This window comes from Planococcus sp. PAMC 21323, assembly GCF_000785555.1.
Taxonomy (GTDB): domain Bacteria; phylum Bacillota; class Bacilli; order Bacillales_A; family Planococcaceae; genus Planococcus.
Window position 1 is genome coordinate 576,376 of the sequence record NZ_CP009129.1, and the last position, 17,762, is coordinate 594,137.

The following is a 17,762-nucleotide window of genomic DNA, read 5'->3' on the forward strand; positions in this document are numbered from 1 at the left end:
GAACAGACATGGCAAATTCCATTGAACAATTCATGGAAGAGATTGAGCCGTACGTGATTAAGCAAAGACGTGAGCGACACCAGTATCCGGAAATTGGCTTTGCGGAATATGTCACGACATATGAGTTGAGCGAACAATTAGTTGGAAAAGGATTTTCTCTTTTTTATGGAACAGAATTTTTAACCAGTGACCAGCGTATGGGTGTTCCGAACAATCAACTACTAAAAGAAAATGAACAGCGAGCACTCGAAATGGGCGTGCCACCTGAGTTTCTTGAAAAGATGAAAGGTGGACATACCGGGTTTGCCGCTGTTCTTGATACAGGCCGACCGGGACCGAATTTTGCTTATCGTTTTGATATTGATGCATTGCCAATTGAAGAAGCCGATTCTTTAGAACATGTGCCAGTACAACAAGGGTTCCGCTCTCAAGTTGCGGGAATGATGCATGCTTGTGGTCATGACGGTCATGCAGCTATTGGGCTCGGACTCGCCAGTTATTTATCGAAAGAAAAAGACAATATGCGTGGCAAGTTCACGATTTTATTCCAACCTGCAGAAGAAGGCGGGCGCGGAGCAAAAGCGATTGTTGATAAAGGGTGGCTGGATCACATTGATTATTTTATGAGTGGCCATGTGGGCATTCATGATTTACCGTCCGGTACAGTCGCAGCGACGACGTCCAAGTTTTTGGCCAGTTCCAAAATCAATGCAAAATTTATTGGCAAGTCGGCGCATTCTGGATTAGAACCTAACGAAGGACGCAATGCATTACTTGCCGCCGCATCGGCCGCTTTACATTTACACAGCATTGCCAATCATAAAGACGGAGCGACGCGTATCAATGTCGGCACCTTGCATGCAGGGGCCGGTCGCAATGTGATTGCAGACAAAGCTTTGATGGAAATCGAGACGCGCGGCGAGACGAACGAATTGGATGCTTACATGCAAAAAAATGCTGAGCGCATCTTACAGGCCAGTGCCGCATTATACGATGTCGAGTTAGAACTTGAACATATGGGTAGATCGGTATCGACAACTGCGGATCATGATTTCGCTAAAATCGTAGAGCAAGCGTGTGTATCGTCAACAAGTTTGAAGATTGTTCCACATTTGGAAATAGGCGCTTCAGAAGATGTGACGTATATGATCGAACGTGTACGCGAACAAGGCGGTAAAGCGACATTTATGATTTTTGCCAGTCCACTTCCTGCCGGTCATCATCATCCACGTTTTGATTATGAAGAAAAAGCTTTGTTAGCTGGATTGGAAACAATTATCCGAACGACAGATTATTTATTGAAGGAGGATGGATTACGTGAATAGCTGGCTAATTGAGCATTTACAGCGGATGAATATGACCGACGCTTTAGTTAGACCAGAAGGGTTTACGCGAGAAGGCTATACGTCAGAAGAAACGAATGCCATTAGAATCTTTAAAGAGATTGCCGGAGAACTCGGCTTAACTGTTAAAGAAGATGCGGTCGGAAATATCATCGCGCGCTGGGAAGTTCCGGGTGGCGAAGAGGCAGCGGTAGCAACTGGTTCTCATCTGGACACGGTGCCAAACGGTGGCGCATTTGACGGCGGGGCAGGTGTTGTCTGTAGCCTCGGCGCAGTTAAATTACTGAAAGAAGCCGATTTCAGTCCAAAGCGACCGATTGAAGTGATTTGTTTCCGTTCGGAAGAATCTTCGCGATTTGGCGTATCAACGATTGGTAGTAAAGCGATGAGCGGGTTATTGGATCCTGCCATTGGAACGCTTAAAGACCAACACGGCATAACGCTTGCAGAAGCTGTTGAAAGCCAAGGTTTTCGCTGGGAAGATTTACTCTCTGCGAAACGTTCAAAAGAAGAATTGAAAAGTTTTGTTGAATTGCATATTGAACAAGGGATGCATATCGTTGAGCATGAAAAAAATTACGGAATCGTCAAAGGCGTGGCTTGTCCGATCCGGTTAGCGGTTACGTTTAATGGCAAAGCGGGACATACCGGCACAACGCCAATGGATCGTAGACAAGATGCTTTGGCAGCAGCTGCTCCTTTTGTTTCGTTTGTTCAAGAAACGGCTCTTCAACTAAATGATGTGTACGAAAAACCACTAGTGGCGACAGTGAGTACATTGACAGCTTCTCCAAATTCGATGAATGTGATTCCGCAAACGGTTACAGCTGGAGTGGATATTCGCAGTGTCGATGATCTTTTGAAAAAGAAAATGGCAGATGCGATACAAAGTGAAGTAGCGCGTATTGAACAAGTAACTGGCGTATCGGTCACTATCGAAGTATTGGTCAACAATCCATCTGTTTTACTCGATGAAACGATAGCGGAGCAGTTGTTTGACGCGGGCAACCAAGAAGCGTATTTGGCACACCGGATGGATAGTGGTGCTGGACACGATGTCATGAATATGGCACAAATGTGGCCGAGCGGGTTGCTGTTTATCCCTTGTAAAGACGGTTTGAGTCATCATCCGGATGAACACGCAACTGTTGAAGATTTGAAGATGGGCTCAGAATTACTAGCCCGTTATTTGATGGAGGCAACGAAGATATGACAGAAATCGTGAAAGTCGGATTAATCGGACCTAAAGACTCGGTTAATGAAACGATGAAAGCGGCCGGCAGTTTAGACGGCATCGAACTAATCCCCTTTGTTTATGAGAAAACTGAGGAAACAAAAGAAATTATTCATGAAAATTCAGCCCGTATTGGTCATTGGCTATTTTCAGGGCCGGCGCCTTATCACTTCGCATTAAAAGAAAAGTTAATCGAAGCGGATCACGCGGATTATATTTTGCTGCATGGGTCGAGTTTACTCGGCACGATGCTGGACGCGATTATGCAGGAAGGTACAGTGTTATCGAGCATTAGCGTCGATTCGGTTCCGCGCCGAGAAGTATTGAAAATGCTGAAGGATTTCGATCTGGAAAAGATGAAAATCCATACTGCTCCGGAACTCGGTTATATTCCTGCCGAAGAACTGGTCGATTACCATGAAGCACTTTATCGTTCAGGTGAAATACAGGTAGCACTAACTTGTCTGAATGCCACCTATAATTCCTTAAAGGAAAGAGGCGTGCCGGTTTACCGGATTAATGTATCGGAACTAGCGGCGCACCGAGCGATATCCGTTATTAAAGAAAGAAGCTTGTCTGATCTTTACCGAATGAAGCAATTAGCGATGATTGGCATCGAAATCATTTACCCAAGCCAAGCGCAACAACGCAAGACGCCGTTTAAAATTGAACGCCAAGAACTCGCCACCAATCGTGTGCTCATCGATTTTGCTGAGGAAGTAAAAGGTTCCAAAGTGAGCATGGGGAATGGTGTTTATTTCATCTATACAACGCGAGGTGAATTAGAGCTTTACGGCAAGTCCCACCATTTAAAAGAATTGCAAGAAGAAATTTTTGCCAACAGCAATATGCACGTCCGCATTGGTGTAGGCTACGGCAGAACAGTTACAGATTCCGAACAAAACGTCCGATTGGCGCTAGATTATATTCGCGAGAAAGATAGTGGCATCATCATCAATATTGACGAAGGTGGAAAAGTAACAGAAATCAATTCAATCGGAGATCAGCTTCATTATAGTCGGCGTAGTAGTGATGCGAAATGGCAGGAAGCGTTAAAAGATGCAGCCATTAGCCAAACCTTAGTCGCGCGTATTGAATCACTGTCCCATCACTATGCAAAAGAAGAAATCACAGCACTGGAGTTGTCGCAATGGATGAATAGCACCGAACGCAATGCACGCAGAATTTTGACAGAACTTGAAAGTGTCGGCGTAGCAGAAGTGTCGGGGGAAGAATCTGGCCGAAGAGGGCGTCCGCGGAAATTATACCGCTTACTGTTCGGCAAAGATAACTAAAGAGGAGGAATGGGTATGACAGTATCGAAAGAAGAACAAGACAAAAAGGGATTTTTGAATTTTATTGAAAAATGGGGCAATCGCTTGCCCGATCCATTCTTTATCTTTGTATACTTAGCAGCATTTGTTGTCTTACTGTCATGGCTCGTTAGTTCGTTTGGTACGACCGTAATCCACCCGGGTACGGGAGAAGAAATGGCCATTCGCAGCATTGTTTCAGGAGAAGGAATTCGTTATATTCTGGCTGAAACCATTAACAACTTCACAGGGTTTGCGCCACTCGGCCTTGTGCTTGTTATGATGCTCGGAATTGGATTGGCTGAACGAGTTGGTTTGATGGAAACAGCCATAAAGAAATCAATCTTGAATGCGCCAAAATCATTGATAACTTACGCGGTTATCTTTACAGGGATCATGGGGAACTTGGCATCGGATGCCGCATTTATCTTGGTGCCACCACTTGCTGCGCTAGTCTTTGTTTCGGTCGGCAGACATCCACTCGCAGGTCTAGCAGCTGGATTTGCCGGAACCGGCGCTGGATTTACAGCGAATATGTTGATTACTGGAACAGATGCATTATTATCTGGGATTTCAACAGAAGCAGCACGTACGATTGATGAGACGTTTGTTGTAACACCTGTTGATAACTGGTACTTCATGAGTGCATCCGTTATTATTATGGCAATTGTTGGGGCAATCATCACAGAGAAACTAATCGAGCCGCGCCTCGGTGAGTATACAGGTAAAATCCATAAATCATTTGAACCCGTAACAAAGCTAGAAAACAAAGCTTTGTTAAATGCCTTGATTGCTGGGGTCGTGTACATTGGCCTCATCGCATTGTTATTGTTCTTCCCAGGTTCTCCTATTCGAAATGAAGAAGGCGGCATTATCCCGTCACCGTTTTTATCAGGTATCGTACCGATTACACTTTTCTTCTTTATCGCTGTTGCGATAGCATACGGTGTTACAGTGAAGAAAATTACAGAATCAAAAGATATTCCTATTTACATGGCAGAATCGATCAAAGACATGTCAGGCTATATTGTTCTCATTTTTGCAGCGGCCCAGTTTATTAGTTACTTCAATTGGAGTAATCTTGGTATTTGGTTGGCTGTGAACAGCGCAGAATTCCTGACAAGCATTAATATGACAGGCTTGCCAGTCATGGTCTCATTCAGTGTTCTCGCAGCATTATTAAATCTGTTAATTTTCAGTGGATCTGCGCAATGGGCGTTAATGGCGCCAATCTTTATCCCAATGTTCATGCTGCTTGATTATCACCCAGCATTTGTTCAATTGGCGTTCCGTATTGCCGATTCATCGACGAACATCATTACGCCGCTTAATCCGTACATTTTGATCGTCCTCGCCTTTATGCGTGAATACGATAAAAAAGCGGGACTGGGTACATTGATTTCGCTAATGCTTCCGTACAGCCTAATTTTCTTCGGTGTGTGGGTTATCATGATGATCATCTTTGCATTAACTGGACTTCCAATCGGACCAGGAATTAGTTTGCGGATGTAAACTACTCATTAATAAAAGCTGCCTCACCATTGTTAGTTGTGTCTAACAGTGGTGAGGCAGTTTTTGTTGTGAAAAAAACGCTCTGGACGCTTTGGGGATGGCTCCCGCGAGAAGTCAGGAAAACCACCTGTCTTCTCGCTTCGCCCACCCCGTGGACGCGCCTTCGCTAGTGTCCTGTTTTTTCGTTTTTTAGTTAAGAACATCAGCCTAATTCCTATTTGGTTATCATGTAACCTTCGTTTCAATCTATGTGCCAACGGGTAACTTTGAATAAACTTCTTGTTTTGAGAGGACGTGAAAATATGCTAGATACACTATTATTTGATGGATGGAAAAGCATTTTTCGTGTGGCGGTTATGTGTTTGCTGGCCTATCCTTTTCTTATTTTACTGCTCCGTTTGTTTGGAAAACGGTCGCTTACAAAAGTGAATATTTTTGATTTCATCATAACGGTAACATACGGCGCTACCTTGTCGAGCATTATCACGAGTGAGAAAGTATCTTTTGCAGACGGTGTTGTTGTGTTTGTGATGCTGACATTGCTTCAGTTTATTGTCACGAAACTAGCCGTGAAATCGAAAAGTTTTTCGGATTTTATAAAAGCCACCCCGACATTTTTATATTACGAAGATGAATTTAATGAAAAGTTGTTGTTAAAAGAACATCTGCGAAAAGAAGATTTAAGAGCGAAGGTACGTCAAGAAGGGCTAAGTTCTTTTGAGAAAGTAGAAGCTATCGTGCTCGAAGGAGACGGCTCGGTGTCTGTTATTAAAAAAGAAGATGTGCAATCTAAGGATGCATTAGAAGGTGTAGCCAAGCAATAACTGGGGATTAAAGTTTTCTATAGTCTAAAGTGAAAATCTATTTTGAAAGTTGTCCCCCTAGTCAGTTTGTTTAAACACAAAAGCATTCGGGAACAACTAGTATTAGGATGATTTATAACCTAGAGGAGGAAACTCAACATGGCAAAAGTTTTAGCAGTATTATCAAGTGGACATAAGGATACAGAAAATAATTACGAAACTGGCTGGTGGGCAGAAGAGTTATTCGCACCGAAAGAAATTTTAGAAAAAGCAGGACATCAAGTAGATTTAGCTTCACCACTAGGTGGCAAACCGACGTTAGATAAAGTCAGCATTAGCGAAGAAGCAGATCCAGACGGCAAATACAAAAAAATGTACGAATCGGGAATCGCAGATCACACAACTGCTCTTTCAGAAGTAGAAGCAAAAGAGTATGACGTAGTATTTATCGTTGGTGGTCACGGGGCTATGTACGACCTGGCTGAAAGTCAAGAACTGCGTGATATCATCAATACGGTTTACGACAACGGAAATATCGTTTCGGCTGTATGTCATGGACCAGCTCCATTAGTTTGGACAATGCGTCCAGATGGCAAGAGCATCATCGATGGCTTAGACGTAACAGGCTATCCAGAAGCGGTTGAACCTGAAGGTCTTCCAGCTATTCTCCCATTTAGCTTAGAAGCGAAAATGGCTGAAGTGGCAAACTATAGCGCTGACAATAAAGTGGTATGGGGTAACGATCAATTAGTTACTGGCCGCGATCCATTCTCTGCTGAAGAATTAGCAGAAGAATTGGTGAAAGCTTTAGAAAAACGAAACAACAAAGGAAACTAACTGATGGAATCTATCGTCATTACCGCGATTTTAAAGCCAAAAGAAAACATGGCAGATCAATTATTGACGGAATTGAACAAAGTTCTAGAAGCTTCCCGAGCAGAAGCGGGTTGCTTAAACTATGTTCTCCATCAATCGATCGAAGATGACACCTTTGTCCTTCACGAAACGTGGAAAGACAAAGGCGCACTGGAGAGTCATGTTGCTTCTCAGCATTACCAAGAATACCGTGCGAATACGGCGGACTTGGTTGCAAGACGAGAAGTTTTTAAGTTAAAGACTGTCTAACAATATGTGAAACTTCATAACTACTACATGCAGCACTTTGTGATGATTCATCGCAGAGTGCTGTTTTTTTGATTTAATAGTAAGAGACTAAAAAACTTCTGACAATAAGATTCAATTTCAGTGATTAATTAGTAGTTAAATAAACATGAAAATAACCGCCACTCCTTTTCTAGAGTGACGGTTATTTTTATTATCCGTATTGAGTTTTGACCAAATCGAGTAATCCCGTTTTCGTTAAATACGGTTCAGGGGCGAGGAATGTTACCGTCACCACACCTGGGTGTCGGCCGATTTCAATCGCGCCCGTGATTGTTGAGCGATTCATGATTTCTGGGATAGACACCCCGAAAAAGTCAGCGGCTCGCTTTAAGCCATTATCAGTAGCGTCGTTTAAGTTTGGACCGGATCCGATAAAGGAAACGGGATAGGATTCTTCTATTTTGGCAACGTTCCAATTGTCTGCAATTTGCTTAGCGGCTCGCTTTTCTTCAGCTGTAAATGGTTTTGCAGTATATGGAAGGTCCTCGACATTAGGCAGCAAAATCGGTCCTTTAATAGTTAAGCCTTTGAGAACATGAACCTGAAGATGGGTAATCCCTGAAACGTCGGTTGTATGTCCCGCAATTTCACCGTCACCTTGCATGGCATGCATATCTCCTAGGTAAATACCACCGCCTGCGACTTTGACCGGACAAATAAGGATAGCGCCAGCACGCACGCGGTTAACATCCAAATGACCATCTGTTCGGTGTGTTTCCAATTCTTCTTGAGTGCTCTTGTAGTCGTGTGTGGCACCGACTAGGAATGAACCAAAATCTCCAGCGTTATGAGAGTCTGGTGTAGGCCGTGAAGGCGTAGTACCTAATTGTCCGAGAAACGGACGCATCCGTGCCATGGTGCCAACGAGATCGTGAGGTGCGAACGTTACGACTGGATTTTGAATAGAAGCTTCAGGAGTTTTCATGTAAAAACGTCCCGCTGCTGCAATCGTTTCTGCTGCATCTTGTGGTAAGGTGAGGCCGATATCCCCATTCTCACCAAAGAACATGGTATATCCATTCGTGAAAATAAATGGGGTAGCATCTGCACCGCAGTTTGCACAGCGGATAGCTTCCATGCCAATGCCTTTAATAACGGTTTCTGGATTTTTGGTGCCACATTCTGGACATTTAGCTGCCACGTAGCCGTCGCCATCAGCACGGTCTTCGATCATTTGGTCGTTTCCAGACGCTGTCGCTTTGGAAGTTACAGTGATTGCTTGAATTCGAATTGCAATAGCATCACCTGGTTCTGCACCTTCTACATAAACAGGTTTTGTAACTTCGTGTCCGCCTTTGATACTTGGGGTCATCATGGGTCCCCAGCAGCCAGGAGCTGTATTGGCAATGATATAGCCACCGTCTTTTACAGGTCCCAACATTTCTTTTTCAGGATCCAAAATACCATCTACGAAGTGATTAACAAATAAAGTTTCAACCGCTGTTTTATTCACACTATTCCTCCTCACCTTCTAATTGTCAGACTACTTGGATTATATATCTTTGGTTAGCTTTTAACAATTTAAAGAGACTGCCGAAAGTTTCGGGAAAGTAAAAGTCACTAAAAAGGATTTTATATAGAGAAAACGATTGATTTATCTATTCGAACTTTAATAATGAAAACCTACTATACATATCTCCGCAAAAAAATCGGCACCAAAAGGTACCGATTTTTTCTTACAAGCCTTCGTTAGAAGTTTCATCTACCGAGCTGTTGCTTTCTTCTGATGATTTGTTATGGCGTTCACCATGTCCATTTTGACGTTTAGGCAGTTCGACATCAAATGCTTTGAGTTGAGTTTTTGCTTCGTCCTTCGTCAACGTCCCTTCTTTAACTTGATCGAGAATCGCTTCGACTTGCGTACGTGTTTCTTCATCCAAGTCTGCGAAACGATCTCCTTTTAGTTCAGGCAATTCAACTCCAAGTGCTTCAAGCTGAGCCTGAGCTTCTTCTTTCGTTAACGTTCCATCTTTTAGTTCGTCCATAATCGCTTTAGCTTGAGTTTGTGTTTCCTCTTCTAAATCTGCGAATGGATTGCCGTGGCGATTGCCTTTCCCTTGACGTTCGCCCATCTCAGGCGCTTCAACTCCAAGTGCTTCTAGCTGAGCCTGCGCTTCTTCTTTCGTCAATGTGCCATCTTTTAGTTCGTCCATGATGGCTTTTGCTTGAGTTTGCGTTTCCTCATCTAAATTTGCAAATTGATTACCGTGACGTTCGCCTTTGCCTTTATGCTCGCCCATCTTAGGTAATTCAATGCCAAGTGCTTCGAGCTGAGATTGCGCTTCTTCTTTTGTAATTACGTCGTCTTGGAGTTCATCCAAGATTGCTTTTGCTTGATCTTTTGTTTCGTCATCCAACTGAGCAAAAGGACTACGGCGTTCTCCTTTGTCTTTTGAAACGGCTGTTTCACTTTGTTCAGTTGCATTTTCTGTTAAAGTGTCTGTTGTATTAGATGCAAATACTGGAGCCACTGCAGATCCAACAACACCAATTGATAATGCGCTTGAAGCGATTAATAAACTAAATTTCTTATTCATTTACGATTCCTCCTAAGTTTTGATGTGATGTCTTACAATGCTCACTATAAAGAGGGTTAGTGAAAGTTTAGTGAAAATGAAAAAGAATTTTCATTTGATTTTCATAAAGATGTGTTATTTTTAGAAAAGATAAAAAGATTTTTTTAAGAGAGGAGGATTCACATGAAAGTGTTGTTAGCGGAAGATGATGAGCGTCTTGGTGAACTTGTGGTTCATTTATTAAAGAAAAAAGGAGCTTCAGTCGTCGACTGGGTAACAGAAGGGGAAGATGCGATTGCATACGCGCAGGCTTCCTTTTATGATGTCGTCATTCTCGACTGGATGATGCCAAATGGGGACGGGGTGTCTGTTTGTCGGCATTTACGAGCAGCAGGTTATAGCGGTGCTGTGTTGATGTTGACGGCAAAGGGAGCTGTGCCTGATCGAGTAGAGGGACTTGATGCCGGAGCGGATGATTATATCGTCAAGCCATTTGAAATTGAAGAGTTATGGGCGCGTCTGAATGCTTTGACGCGGCGAACGCGAACACCGATCAGAGAAGAAACCATGACGCTCGGGGAGTTATTGCTCAACCGAACGAGTCACACGCTCTATTATAAAGAAGAAGAAATTTTGCTCACGCCACGTGAGTTTCAGCTGTTCGAACTGCTCGTCCTAAATCGGGGACAAGTGCTGACACGTGAATTGATTCTCGATCGCATTTGGGGACTCGATGCCGATGTGTCTTTAAAAACGATTGATGCAACTGTGAAGTTATTAAGGAAGAAAATCAATCGCACCAGCAACGGAGAGTTTATCAAAGCAGTTCGCGGGGTGGGATATAAAATTGAAGCGTAAATTAGAAAAAAAGCGAGCCAAAAAAACGACAGATGTCTTTCGTGCAACACATAAACGGTTGACCTTGTTTTATAGTGGCATTTTTTCTGTCTTTTTAATCCTTTTCGTTGTGATTGTGTTGTTCATCTTGTACCAAGTTGTCTTTAATGAACAAGAGCGAGAACTACGACAGCTTGCCGAACAGGAAATAGTAGAGCTTAGTGGAGGGATTTTTGGTGCGGATTCGCCTACAAGAAGACCATCAAGACAAGGTTTTTTAGCGGAAAATCAATTGTTTTATTATGTGCAAACTTCAGCGGGAGAGCTTGTTGTTTCGAACGAAGGAATCGATCAGTTACAACCTGTGTATTTGGATCTTGTTTCGGATTGGACACCTGCTGAAACAGAAATCAAACAAGAAGCCATTACGATTCCATCCGAAGATCCTGACTTTAGTGAGTTCCGCGACTTTGATTTTACAGTTCTCGCTTTAGCACGTCCGATTAAGGTTGAAGGAGAAGTTGTCGGTACGATGTATATCGGTCTCGACATTTCCAATATTAGTCGAATTTTTCGTTGGACCGTCATCGTCCTTAGTGGCTTAGCTGTTCTCTTTATTGGAATTGGGGTTGTGCTCAGCTATATCATGTCGAAGCGTGCGCTCGTGCCGATACAGCGGAGCTATAACCAACAACGCGAATTGGTAGCGAACGCATCGCATGAGTTGCGGACACCACTCAGCACGATTTTGTCTTCTATAGAAGTGCTTGAACTAGAGCGCGAAGAAAAAAATCCTTTTACAAAACGTATTATGGATGGATTAAAACATGAAGTTCGCCGAATGACGATTTTGGTTAGTGATTTATTGACGCTTGCACAAGCGGACTCACCAGAAGCTAACGCATTGATCCGTAAGTGGTGTAATTTAACGCCGGCGAGCGAACAGTTAACAGTCTCTTTTAAAGCGAAAGCTAGTGCTAAAAAAATCGATTTAACTCTAGAGGCACCTGCAGAAGTTAACGTATATGCGGATTGCGATAAACTAATTCAGTTATTATCAATTCTGCTCGACAACGCGATTAACTATACACCAGAAGGTGGCAAGGTAACTGTCAAATTGCAAACGAAAAAAGAATCATTGTTGCTCTCTGTACGCGATACCGGTATTGGCATTGCAGCTATTGATCAAGATCGTATATTCGAGCGATTTTACCGAGCGGACAAAGCACGAACACGAAAAGAAGGCGGTCATGGACTCGGACTGTCAATCGGCAAATGGATTGTCGACGCGCACGAGGGAACTATTTTGGTAGAAAGTTCAGCAGGGGAAGGATCGTTATTTCAAATATCAATCCCGAACAGTGACAAGTAAAAGTAGCCAAACAGTATTTAAAAGAATGTGAATTTGAACAGGTTAACAGTCGACTTGTAAAATAGAACGGGATAAGAGACACCACAAAAACCGCCATACAGTATTTCTGTCGGCGGTTTTTGTATGGGATAAAGGAAATAAGAAATTTTTTACAAGTTCGTAGACTTGAATCAGACTTTATAACAAGAGAGAAATCGGTATACTTTTATTCACAGGTAACAAACTTAGTGAATGTCCCGCTTTTTAAAGCTGCCGCCTCTTACTTCGGCTACATCGTAAACTGCGACAAAGGCATTGTTGTCGATTTCGAAGATGATTTCTTTCATTTTACTGTCTTCAAGTCGGTTGATGATGCAAGTGATTTCTTTGTAGTCCTCGTTTGTGTATGCCCCTTTGACAATATTATAAGTGGCATTGCGTCCGAGACGGTCGTAGATGGTTTGGACGAGTAGCTCAGGGTTACGCGAAATGATTTTATACGTTTTAGAGCCGCTGAATCCTTCTTCGACCAGGTGAATTACTTTAGCTGCGATGTAATAAGCAATTCCGGACAGGAAAGCACCTTGCAGGCCAAAGACGAAGGAGACGATGACAAAGACGAACATGTTAAGAAATAAAATCAGGTCACTTGTCCCAAATGGCAATTTGCGTGACAACAATACTGCCAGCATATCGATTCCATCGAGAGCCCCGCCGTTTCGCAAAGCAACTCCCATTCCAAAACCAATAATGATTCCACCAATAACTGTGATCAGTAGCGTGTCTCCTACGATGATAGGTGGAATATGATGCATAAGGGTCGTTGCATAGGCAAGAGATGAGATACCGATGGTGGAATAGATCGCGAAGCTTTTCCCGATTTGCTTGTACCCTAAATAGATGAATGGAATATTCAAGACGGCAATCAGCAGACCTAACGGCATTCCGGTCAATTGAGAGCCGACGATGCTGATGCCAGTGACCCCACCATCCGATACATTGTTCGGAATCAGTACGGTTTCAAGGCCATATGCGGTGATAAAAGCACCGATGATAATGGGCAGTGCTCGTAAAAATATTTTAGCTTTTCGTTTTTTATTCGGTGCAGTCATGTTATTCCTCTTTTCTATCTTTTCATGATGTTTTTTTATTCTCAACTATTAACTATAATCCTTTTATTGCTCGTTAAGTAGCGTCAAGTTTAATAGAAGCAATTAAAGAATGTTTTAATTGCTTCCGAATTTTGCAAGACTACAGTCTTTTCATTTTACTTAGAAAGGTGAAAGTAATAAATTATTACATCCAAAATATTCCTTTCGCATGATATGATAGAATCCTGTTGAAGTCATGAGAAACTGCAAAGGTCAATAAAAAGGAGCTAACTAAGAACATGGAGATTGTCTATGATGTAACCGAAGAGGCGTATATTGATTTTAATTTATACCACGCACAAAATTCCAAAACGGTAAGAAAAACAATGACCATGCAGCGAGTGTTGGTCCCTATTATTTATGTAGTGATGGCTATCGTACTTTCGTTTGTATTGGATATCCCAATCTTGTTCATGGTGATTCCATTTCTGATCATGGGAATTTTATGGGCTGTGTTTTATCCGCGGTATTTTTATCACCACATACGGAAATCGGCCAAGAAGTTACTTCAAGAAGGAAAAAATGCAGGAATACTAGGTACGCATACAATGATTTTCACAGAAGTCGGTCTTCGAGAAGTCAGTGCAACGGGTGAAGAACTCGTATCATGGGCAGGTATCGAAAGTTTCGGCGAAGACACATCCAATTTGTATTTATATAATAGTGGCTTATCTGCTTTTATTGTTCCCAAAAGCAGTTTGGTGGATGTTGATAGAGTTCGTCAATTTTTACTGGATAAAATTAATAATGAGAGCTAAAGCTTAAGTTAGCACTCATTTTGTTACATGAAGATAAGACGATAAACTAAATCCAATACGCGTTGCAGGGTCGCCGGCAGAAGATATTCTGTCCGGTGGCTTTTTAATTTCTATGAAATCAGGCTATTAAAGATTAATTCAAAATCAGTTGTAAAGTTTTCTATTATATATGGTAAAATAATCTTAATAAAAGATTTGTAAAATTAAGACATCAATACGACAGAAAGTAAGATTCGCGCTATTAAAAAGTTAGGGGATATGTGTATGTTAGGGGAAAAAGAAGAAGACGTGTTCGCGAAAAAAACGGTAGAGAAACGCAGGCTCGGAGAACCGACCGGCGCGTTTAAAGGCGCGGCTTGGGGAGCATTGCTCATTGGAGTATCGACGTACTTGGTCGGTTTGTACAATGCAGGAATGGAATTAAATGAAAAAGGCTATTATATTACGGTAATGATTCTTGGACTGTATTCTGCCGTATCGCTTCAAAAAGCGGTGAGAGACCGCGATGAAGGAATACGCGTTACCAATTTGTATTACGGCATTAGCTGGTTTGCGCTCATTTCGGCAATCGCACTTATGGCGATTGGCTTATTTAACGCGGGCAGTATTACATTAAGCGAAAAAGGCTTTTACGGTATTTCGTTTGTCTTGAGTTTGTTTGCGGTTGTAACGGTACAAAAGAACGTCCGCGATACAGAAGAAGCAAACAATATGGATGAATCATAAAAGTGCTGTAAGAGTTTAGGTAGATCTATCGACAAATAAAGAAAAAACGATAAAAGTTTAAAAACAGAAAGAGGAAACCAATTGAAAATCCAATTTAAAAAACTGATCGTCTCTGCCTTATTAACAAGCATGTTATTTACAGGAGGAGTTGGCAGCGTTTTTGCACATGAAACGTCGTCAACTGTTCAACAAGCGCAACAACATAAAGAAGATACGAAGTATTCAAAAAAAGTCATGGAAGCGGTGCGTGTTGGTTTAGGCGAAGATGCAAAATCTACAAAAGTGGATGATGTCATCAACAAGATGCCGAAAGCAGAAGTGATGGATTATTATTTAGTTTCATTTGGTAAAAAGCTAAAAGGAAATGAAGTTCGACGTGCGGTAGAAGAAGTCTTTCTTGTTGATTTGAATACGATTTCGAAAAAGGATTACGGCAGTAGGTTGGACGTCTACTTGGATGACATTATGAAAAGTTTACGAGTGTCTTTAAAAGAAGAACCAACATCTAAAGTAAAAGACGAAAAAATTATGGATATGTCAAAAAACAAGGTAATGGATCGCTATTTGAAAGTACATGGTTATGTACTTACGGGAGCAGAAAGTCGTAAACTAATTAATTATATTTATGGCGTCGACTTGGAAGGGATTTCTAAATTGGAATACCTGCAAATAGCCATCTACTCTAAAGGACAATGGATTATTAAAAGTGATAAGGATTTATTCTTGTTGAAATCTAGCCTAGACGATGTGGCTGTATCGATTGAGACAACACCGTATTTTAAAGAACTGACAGGTAGCGACCAATTGCCAGCGTCTTTAAAAAGCAAATTTCTAGAAATGGGCTTTACTTATAAGGAAGATACAAACCTTCTGTATTATAAAGATCCTGCAGGTAAATCTGTTTCAGATGAATTTAAAGGCTTAGTAATGGGGCATCTTATTCAAACCGTAATGACTCAAAATCAGAGGTAATTCATAGAAGTTTAAATAAATCACTCAACACAAAAGCGGTAGAGAAAAATTAACATTTTCTCTACCGCTTTTTAATTTGTTTTTCAGAAAATGAAACTCTGAGTGAATTGAATCGTTAAATTAAATAGAAGAATAAAAAGGGAGTGTAAAATTGAATCGACTAAGTCAATCTTTGATTTTGTTAGTTGTATTAGCCTTATTAAGTGGCTGTAATTCAGAGGCAGACGGCCCCTATACCGATTTGTTTAAATATAAAGACTCATACGTAGGGGATAATAGTGCAGTAGTTAACACGGTGATCCAGCTGCAAGGTGCAGACTATTTTAGAGGTGTTGAACTTCAAACAAAACAAGAGCCTTATGGAATTATTGTTGACTATGACTGGTCAGAATCAGCTATCGATATAGAAGAAACCGTTATTACCAACACTTCTTATTTATTTACATTGATCAAAAATGTAGATTGGGTATCGCTAAAGTTCGAAACAGTTGATGGTCTTGAAGAGTTTCAACTGACAAGAGAAGAACTGGAAGGTTGGTACAAAGTAAACTTAAGTGAAATTAATAGTGAAGAAAAACTAAATGAGCTGATCCAAGTTCAGCTAGAAGATAGAAAAGTGAGAACGCAATTCTTAAATAAGTTTAAATAAAATGAAATAAAGTCAGAAAAATCAGTTTATTTAAATGTGACACATGTTATATTTAAAAGAGAGTCATATTCTAGTAAGCTATCAGCATTCGGTGATTTCATAGGAAGGGAGTACGCGGAATGTGGAATGTGAAAAAGACTGTTTTTATCGACTGTGGGATAGGCGAAGTCCATAAGTTCGCAACAAATCCGAAGTTTTGGTATCAATGGTACGCAGGATTGTCCGAAGCAGAAAACCTCCTGGGATCCGGTGCTAAAGGGACGAGTATGGATTTAAAGTATTTCTTTTTTGGGACAGGTTTGGAATTGCATTTACTTGTGGAAGAAAACGCGACGATTGGCGATAGTTATGTTTGGCGTTGTCTTATTACAGGCGCGCTTGATGCGAGACAAACATGGCGTTACTACCCTAAAGAAGGGGGGACCGAAATCCATTTCGAAATGGATTATGATTTAAACGGCAATATTATTGGGAAACTGGTTAATACACTATACATTAAAAAGCTAATGGCTAATTCTGTAGAACAAACTTTGCAGAACTTAAAAGACATCAGTGAAAGCGAGTAAATTAAGTAAAAAGATGAAAGTGACTTTTTCTATGCTAATTTCCGAATACAATATAGTAAAGACCAGTAGACTTGTAAAATAAGCCTACTGGTCTTTTAAAGTTTTGTTTATTCTTCTGTTTTTTGCTCTCTACGAACAACTAAAACATCACAAGGGCTACTACTGACAATATGTTGAGACACACTGCCCAATATATATTGCTCTACTGCATTTAACCCTTGAGCTCCACAAACGATAAGGTCGATGTCCAAGCGTTTTGCATAATCACGCGAAATTACTTTTTCGGGGGAACCAGGGACTGCATACACATGTACACTCGAGATTCCTGATGCTAAGGCATCTTTTTTGTAGTTGTTCAATAGTTCTTTTCCGTGATCAAAAATTCTGTCCTCTGGGTCTGGTACGCTCTTTGTCATTGCTGAATAGGAACGCGTATCCACTACATAAATTAAGTTCAACGCAGCTTCATTACGTTTCGCAATTTCAAGGGATTTTTTAAATGCCCAATCGGCTTCCTTTGAACCATCAATAGCAACAAGAATACGTTTGTATTGCAATGTCATGCTAATTCCTCCTATGTTTTTTTTCGCATCTTTATTATAATTCTTCAAAACTAGTGAAAACCCTTTTTTAATCTGAATATTCTAATAAATAATTAAGTGGTCTTAATATTAAATATGTTCATATATTAAGTTAGGTACGGACAAAAAATGCTAGACTATTTAATGGAGTAGGATTCCACGGGTTATCGCTAATTCTCAATTCACATAAAATATTATCAATTTCTTATTAACTTTTAAAAGGTTTATGCCGATATTAATGATAAAGTAATAAAAGATAATGATAGACATGAAAAACCATTTTTAC

Annotated in this window: 18 protein-coding genes; 14 read left to right on the forward strand and 4 right to left on the reverse strand. The window is 41.1% G+C overall.

Features of this window, described 5'->3' with window-relative positions:
- Positions 1 to 8 precede the first annotated feature (8 nt).
- The 7 genes from PLANO_RS02970 to PLANO_RS03000 all read left to right on the forward strand — a co-directional run bounded on the left by PLANO_RS02970 (position 9) and on the right by PLANO_RS03000 (position 7,330).
- The gene (locus PLANO_RS02970; protein ID WP_038702861.1) at positions 9 to 1,325 is read left to right on the forward strand and encodes an amidohydrolase; all 1,317 of its coding nucleotides are present in this window, start codon (positions 9 to 11) and stop codon (positions 1,323 to 1,325) included.
- On the forward strand, positions 1,318 to 2,556 hold the full coding sequence (locus tag PLANO_RS02975; protein WP_081976618.1) for a M20 family metallo-hydrolase: 1,239 nt from the start codon (positions 1,318 to 1,320) through the stop codon (positions 2,554 to 2,556). Before PLANO_RS02970 ends, PLANO_RS02975 begins: the two co-directional genes overlap by 8 nt.
- Complete coding sequence (locus tag PLANO_RS02980; protein ID WP_038702865.1) at positions 2,553 to 3,872, forward strand: helix-turn-helix domain-containing protein; 1,320 nt, start codon at positions 2,553 to 2,555, stop codon at positions 3,870 to 3,872. Before PLANO_RS02975 ends, PLANO_RS02980 begins: the two co-directional genes overlap by 4 nt.
- Positions 3,873 to 3,887: 15 nt before the next feature.
- On the forward strand, positions 3,888 to 5,402 hold the full coding sequence (locus PLANO_RS02985; RefSeq protein WP_038702867.1) for an AbgT family transporter: 1,515 nt from the start codon (positions 3,888 to 3,890) through the stop codon (positions 5,400 to 5,402).
- A gap of 302 nt (positions 5,403 to 5,704) precedes the next feature.
- Positions 5,705 to 6,226 carry a DUF421 domain-containing protein gene (locus PLANO_RS02990; protein WP_038702869.1) on the forward strand — a complete coding sequence of 174 codons (522 nt, stop codon included), beginning with the start codon at positions 5,705 to 5,707 and terminating at the stop codon, positions 6,224 to 6,226.
- A 138-nt stretch (positions 6,227 to 6,364) separates the two neighbouring features.
- A complete protein-coding gene (locus PLANO_RS02995) occupies positions 6,365 to 7,042 on the forward strand; it encodes a type 1 glutamine amidotransferase domain-containing protein (protein WP_038702871.1) in 678 nt (225 codons plus the stop codon).
- Between the two features lie 3 nt (positions 7,043 to 7,045).
- Entirely contained in the window at positions 7,046 to 7,330 is a 285-nt protein-coding gene (locus PLANO_RS03000) for a putative quinol monooxygenase (RefSeq protein ID WP_038702873.1), read from the forward strand.
- A gap of 190 nt (positions 7,331 to 7,520) precedes the next feature.
- Here the strand turns inward: PLANO_RS03000 and PLANO_RS03005 are convergent, their stop codons facing one another.
- Positions 7,521 to 8,822, reverse strand: coding sequence for an acetamidase/formamidase family protein (locus PLANO_RS03005; protein WP_038702875.1), 1,302 nt, complete (start codon positions 8,820 to 8,822; stop codon positions 7,521 to 7,523).
- A 223-nt stretch (positions 8,823 to 9,045) separates the two neighbouring features.
- A complete protein-coding gene (locus tag PLANO_RS03010) occupies positions 9,046 to 9,906 on the reverse strand; it encodes a hypothetical protein (RefSeq protein ID WP_052124275.1) in 861 nt (286 codons plus the stop codon).
- Positions 9,907 to 10,068: 162 nt separating this feature from the next.
- On the opposite strand from PLANO_RS03010, the gene PLANO_RS03015 reads away from it, so the two are divergent.
- A complete protein-coding gene (locus PLANO_RS03015) occupies positions 10,069 to 10,743 on the forward strand; it encodes a response regulator transcription factor (protein ID WP_038702877.1) in 675 nt (224 codons plus the stop codon).
- Complete coding sequence (locus PLANO_RS03020) at positions 10,733 to 12,094, forward strand: sensor histidine kinase (protein ID WP_038702879.1); 1,362 nt, start codon at positions 10,733 to 10,735, stop codon at positions 12,092 to 12,094. The genes PLANO_RS03015 and PLANO_RS03020 overlap by 11 nt, the downstream gene beginning before the upstream one ends.
- A 224-nt stretch (positions 12,095 to 12,318) precedes the next feature.
- Here the strand turns inward: PLANO_RS03020 and PLANO_RS03025 are convergent, their stop codons facing one another.
- Positions 12,319 to 13,185: a YitT family protein gene (locus PLANO_RS03025; RefSeq protein ID WP_038702881.1), complete on the reverse strand. Its 867-nt coding sequence runs from the start codon at positions 13,183 to 13,185 to the stop codon at positions 12,319 to 12,321.
- Between the two features lie 278 nt (positions 13,186 to 13,463).
- Here PLANO_RS03025 and PLANO_RS03030 point away from each other — a divergent pair, with 278 nt between their 5' ends.
- The 5 genes from PLANO_RS03030 to PLANO_RS03050 all read left to right on the forward strand — a co-directional run bounded on the left by PLANO_RS03030 (position 13,464) and on the right by PLANO_RS03050 (position 16,895).
- Positions 13,464 to 13,982 carry a YcxB family protein gene (locus PLANO_RS03030; protein ID WP_052124276.1) on the forward strand — a complete coding sequence of 173 codons (519 nt, stop codon included), beginning with the start codon at positions 13,464 to 13,466 and terminating at the stop codon, positions 13,980 to 13,982.
- A gap of 264 nt (positions 13,983 to 14,246) precedes the next feature.
- Positions 14,247 to 14,708 carry an inner membrane protein YiaA gene (gene yiaA / locus PLANO_RS03035; protein WP_038702883.1) on the forward strand — a complete coding sequence of 154 codons (462 nt, stop codon included), beginning with the start codon at positions 14,247 to 14,249 and terminating at the stop codon, positions 14,706 to 14,708.
- Positions 14,709 to 14,789: 81 nt separating this feature from the next.
- Positions 14,790 to 15,680: a hypothetical protein gene (locus PLANO_RS03040; RefSeq protein WP_081976620.1), complete on the forward strand. Its 891-nt coding sequence runs from the start codon at positions 14,790 to 14,792 to the stop codon at positions 15,678 to 15,680.
- A 151-nt stretch (positions 15,681 to 15,831) separates the two neighbouring features.
- Entirely contained in the window at positions 15,832 to 16,329 is a 498-nt protein-coding gene (locus PLANO_RS03045) for a DUF4825 domain-containing protein (protein WP_038702885.1), read from the forward strand.
- A gap of 119 nt (positions 16,330 to 16,448) precedes the next feature.
- A complete protein-coding gene (locus PLANO_RS03050) occupies positions 16,449 to 16,895 on the forward strand; it encodes an SRPBCC family protein (protein ID WP_038702887.1) in 447 nt (148 codons plus the stop codon).
- A gap of 107 nt (positions 16,896 to 17,002) precedes the next feature.
- Here PLANO_RS03050 and PLANO_RS03055 read toward each other — a convergent pair whose 3' ends face one another.
- Entirely contained in the window at positions 17,003 to 17,458 is a 456-nt protein-coding gene (locus PLANO_RS03055) for a universal stress protein (protein WP_038702888.1), read from the reverse strand.
- Between the last annotated feature and the right edge of the window lie 304 nt (positions 17,459 to 17,762).

Excerpts from the sequence above, each read along its gene's own strand:
- PLANO_RS02970 (WP_038702861.1), top strand. The coding sequence starts at position 9 with ATGGCAAATTCCATTGAACAATTCATGGAAGAGATTGAGCCGTACGTG.
- PLANO_RS02980 (WP_038702865.1), top strand. The coding sequence starts at position 2,553 with ATGACAGAAATCGTGAAAGTCGGATTAATCGGACCTAAAGACTCGGTT.
- PLANO_RS02985 (WP_038702867.1), top strand. The coding sequence starts at position 3,888 with ATGACAGTATCGAAAGAAGAACAAGACAAAAAGGGATTTTTGAATTTT.
- PLANO_RS02990 (WP_038702869.1), top strand. The coding sequence starts at position 5,705 with ATGCTAGATACACTATTATTTGATGGATGGAAAAGCATTTTTCGTGTG.
- PLANO_RS02995 (WP_038702871.1), top strand. The coding sequence starts at position 6,365 with ATGGCAAAAGTTTTAGCAGTATTATCAAGTGGACATAAGGATACAGAA.
- PLANO_RS03000 (WP_038702873.1), top strand. The coding sequence starts at position 7,046 with ATGGAATCTATCGTCATTACCGCGATTTTAAAGCCAAAAGAAAACATG.
- PLANO_RS03010 (WP_052124275.1), bottom strand. The coding sequence starts at position 9,906 with ATGAATAAGAAATTTAGTTTATTAATCGCTTCAAGCGCATTATCAATT.
- PLANO_RS03015 (WP_038702877.1), top strand. The coding sequence starts at position 10,069 with ATGAAAGTGTTGTTAGCGGAAGATGATGAGCGTCTTGGTGAACTTGTG.
- PLANO_RS03025 (WP_038702881.1), bottom strand. The coding sequence starts at position 13,185 with ATGACTGCACCGAATAAAAAACGAAAAGCTAAAATATTTTTACGAGCA.
- PLANO_RS03030 (WP_052124276.1), top strand. The coding sequence starts at position 13,464 with ATGGAGATTGTCTATGATGTAACCGAAGAGGCGTATATTGATTTTAAT.
- yiaA (WP_038702883.1), top strand. The coding sequence starts at position 14,247 with ATGTTAGGGGAAAAAGAAGAAGACGTGTTCGCGAAAAAAACGGTAGAG.
- PLANO_RS03050 (WP_038702887.1), top strand. The coding sequence starts at position 16,449 with ATGTGGAATGTGAAAAAGACTGTTTTTATCGACTGTGGGATAGGCGAA.
- PLANO_RS03055 (WP_038702888.1), bottom strand. The coding sequence starts at position 17,458 with ATGACATTGCAATACAAACGTATTCTTGTTGCTATTGATGGTTCAAAG.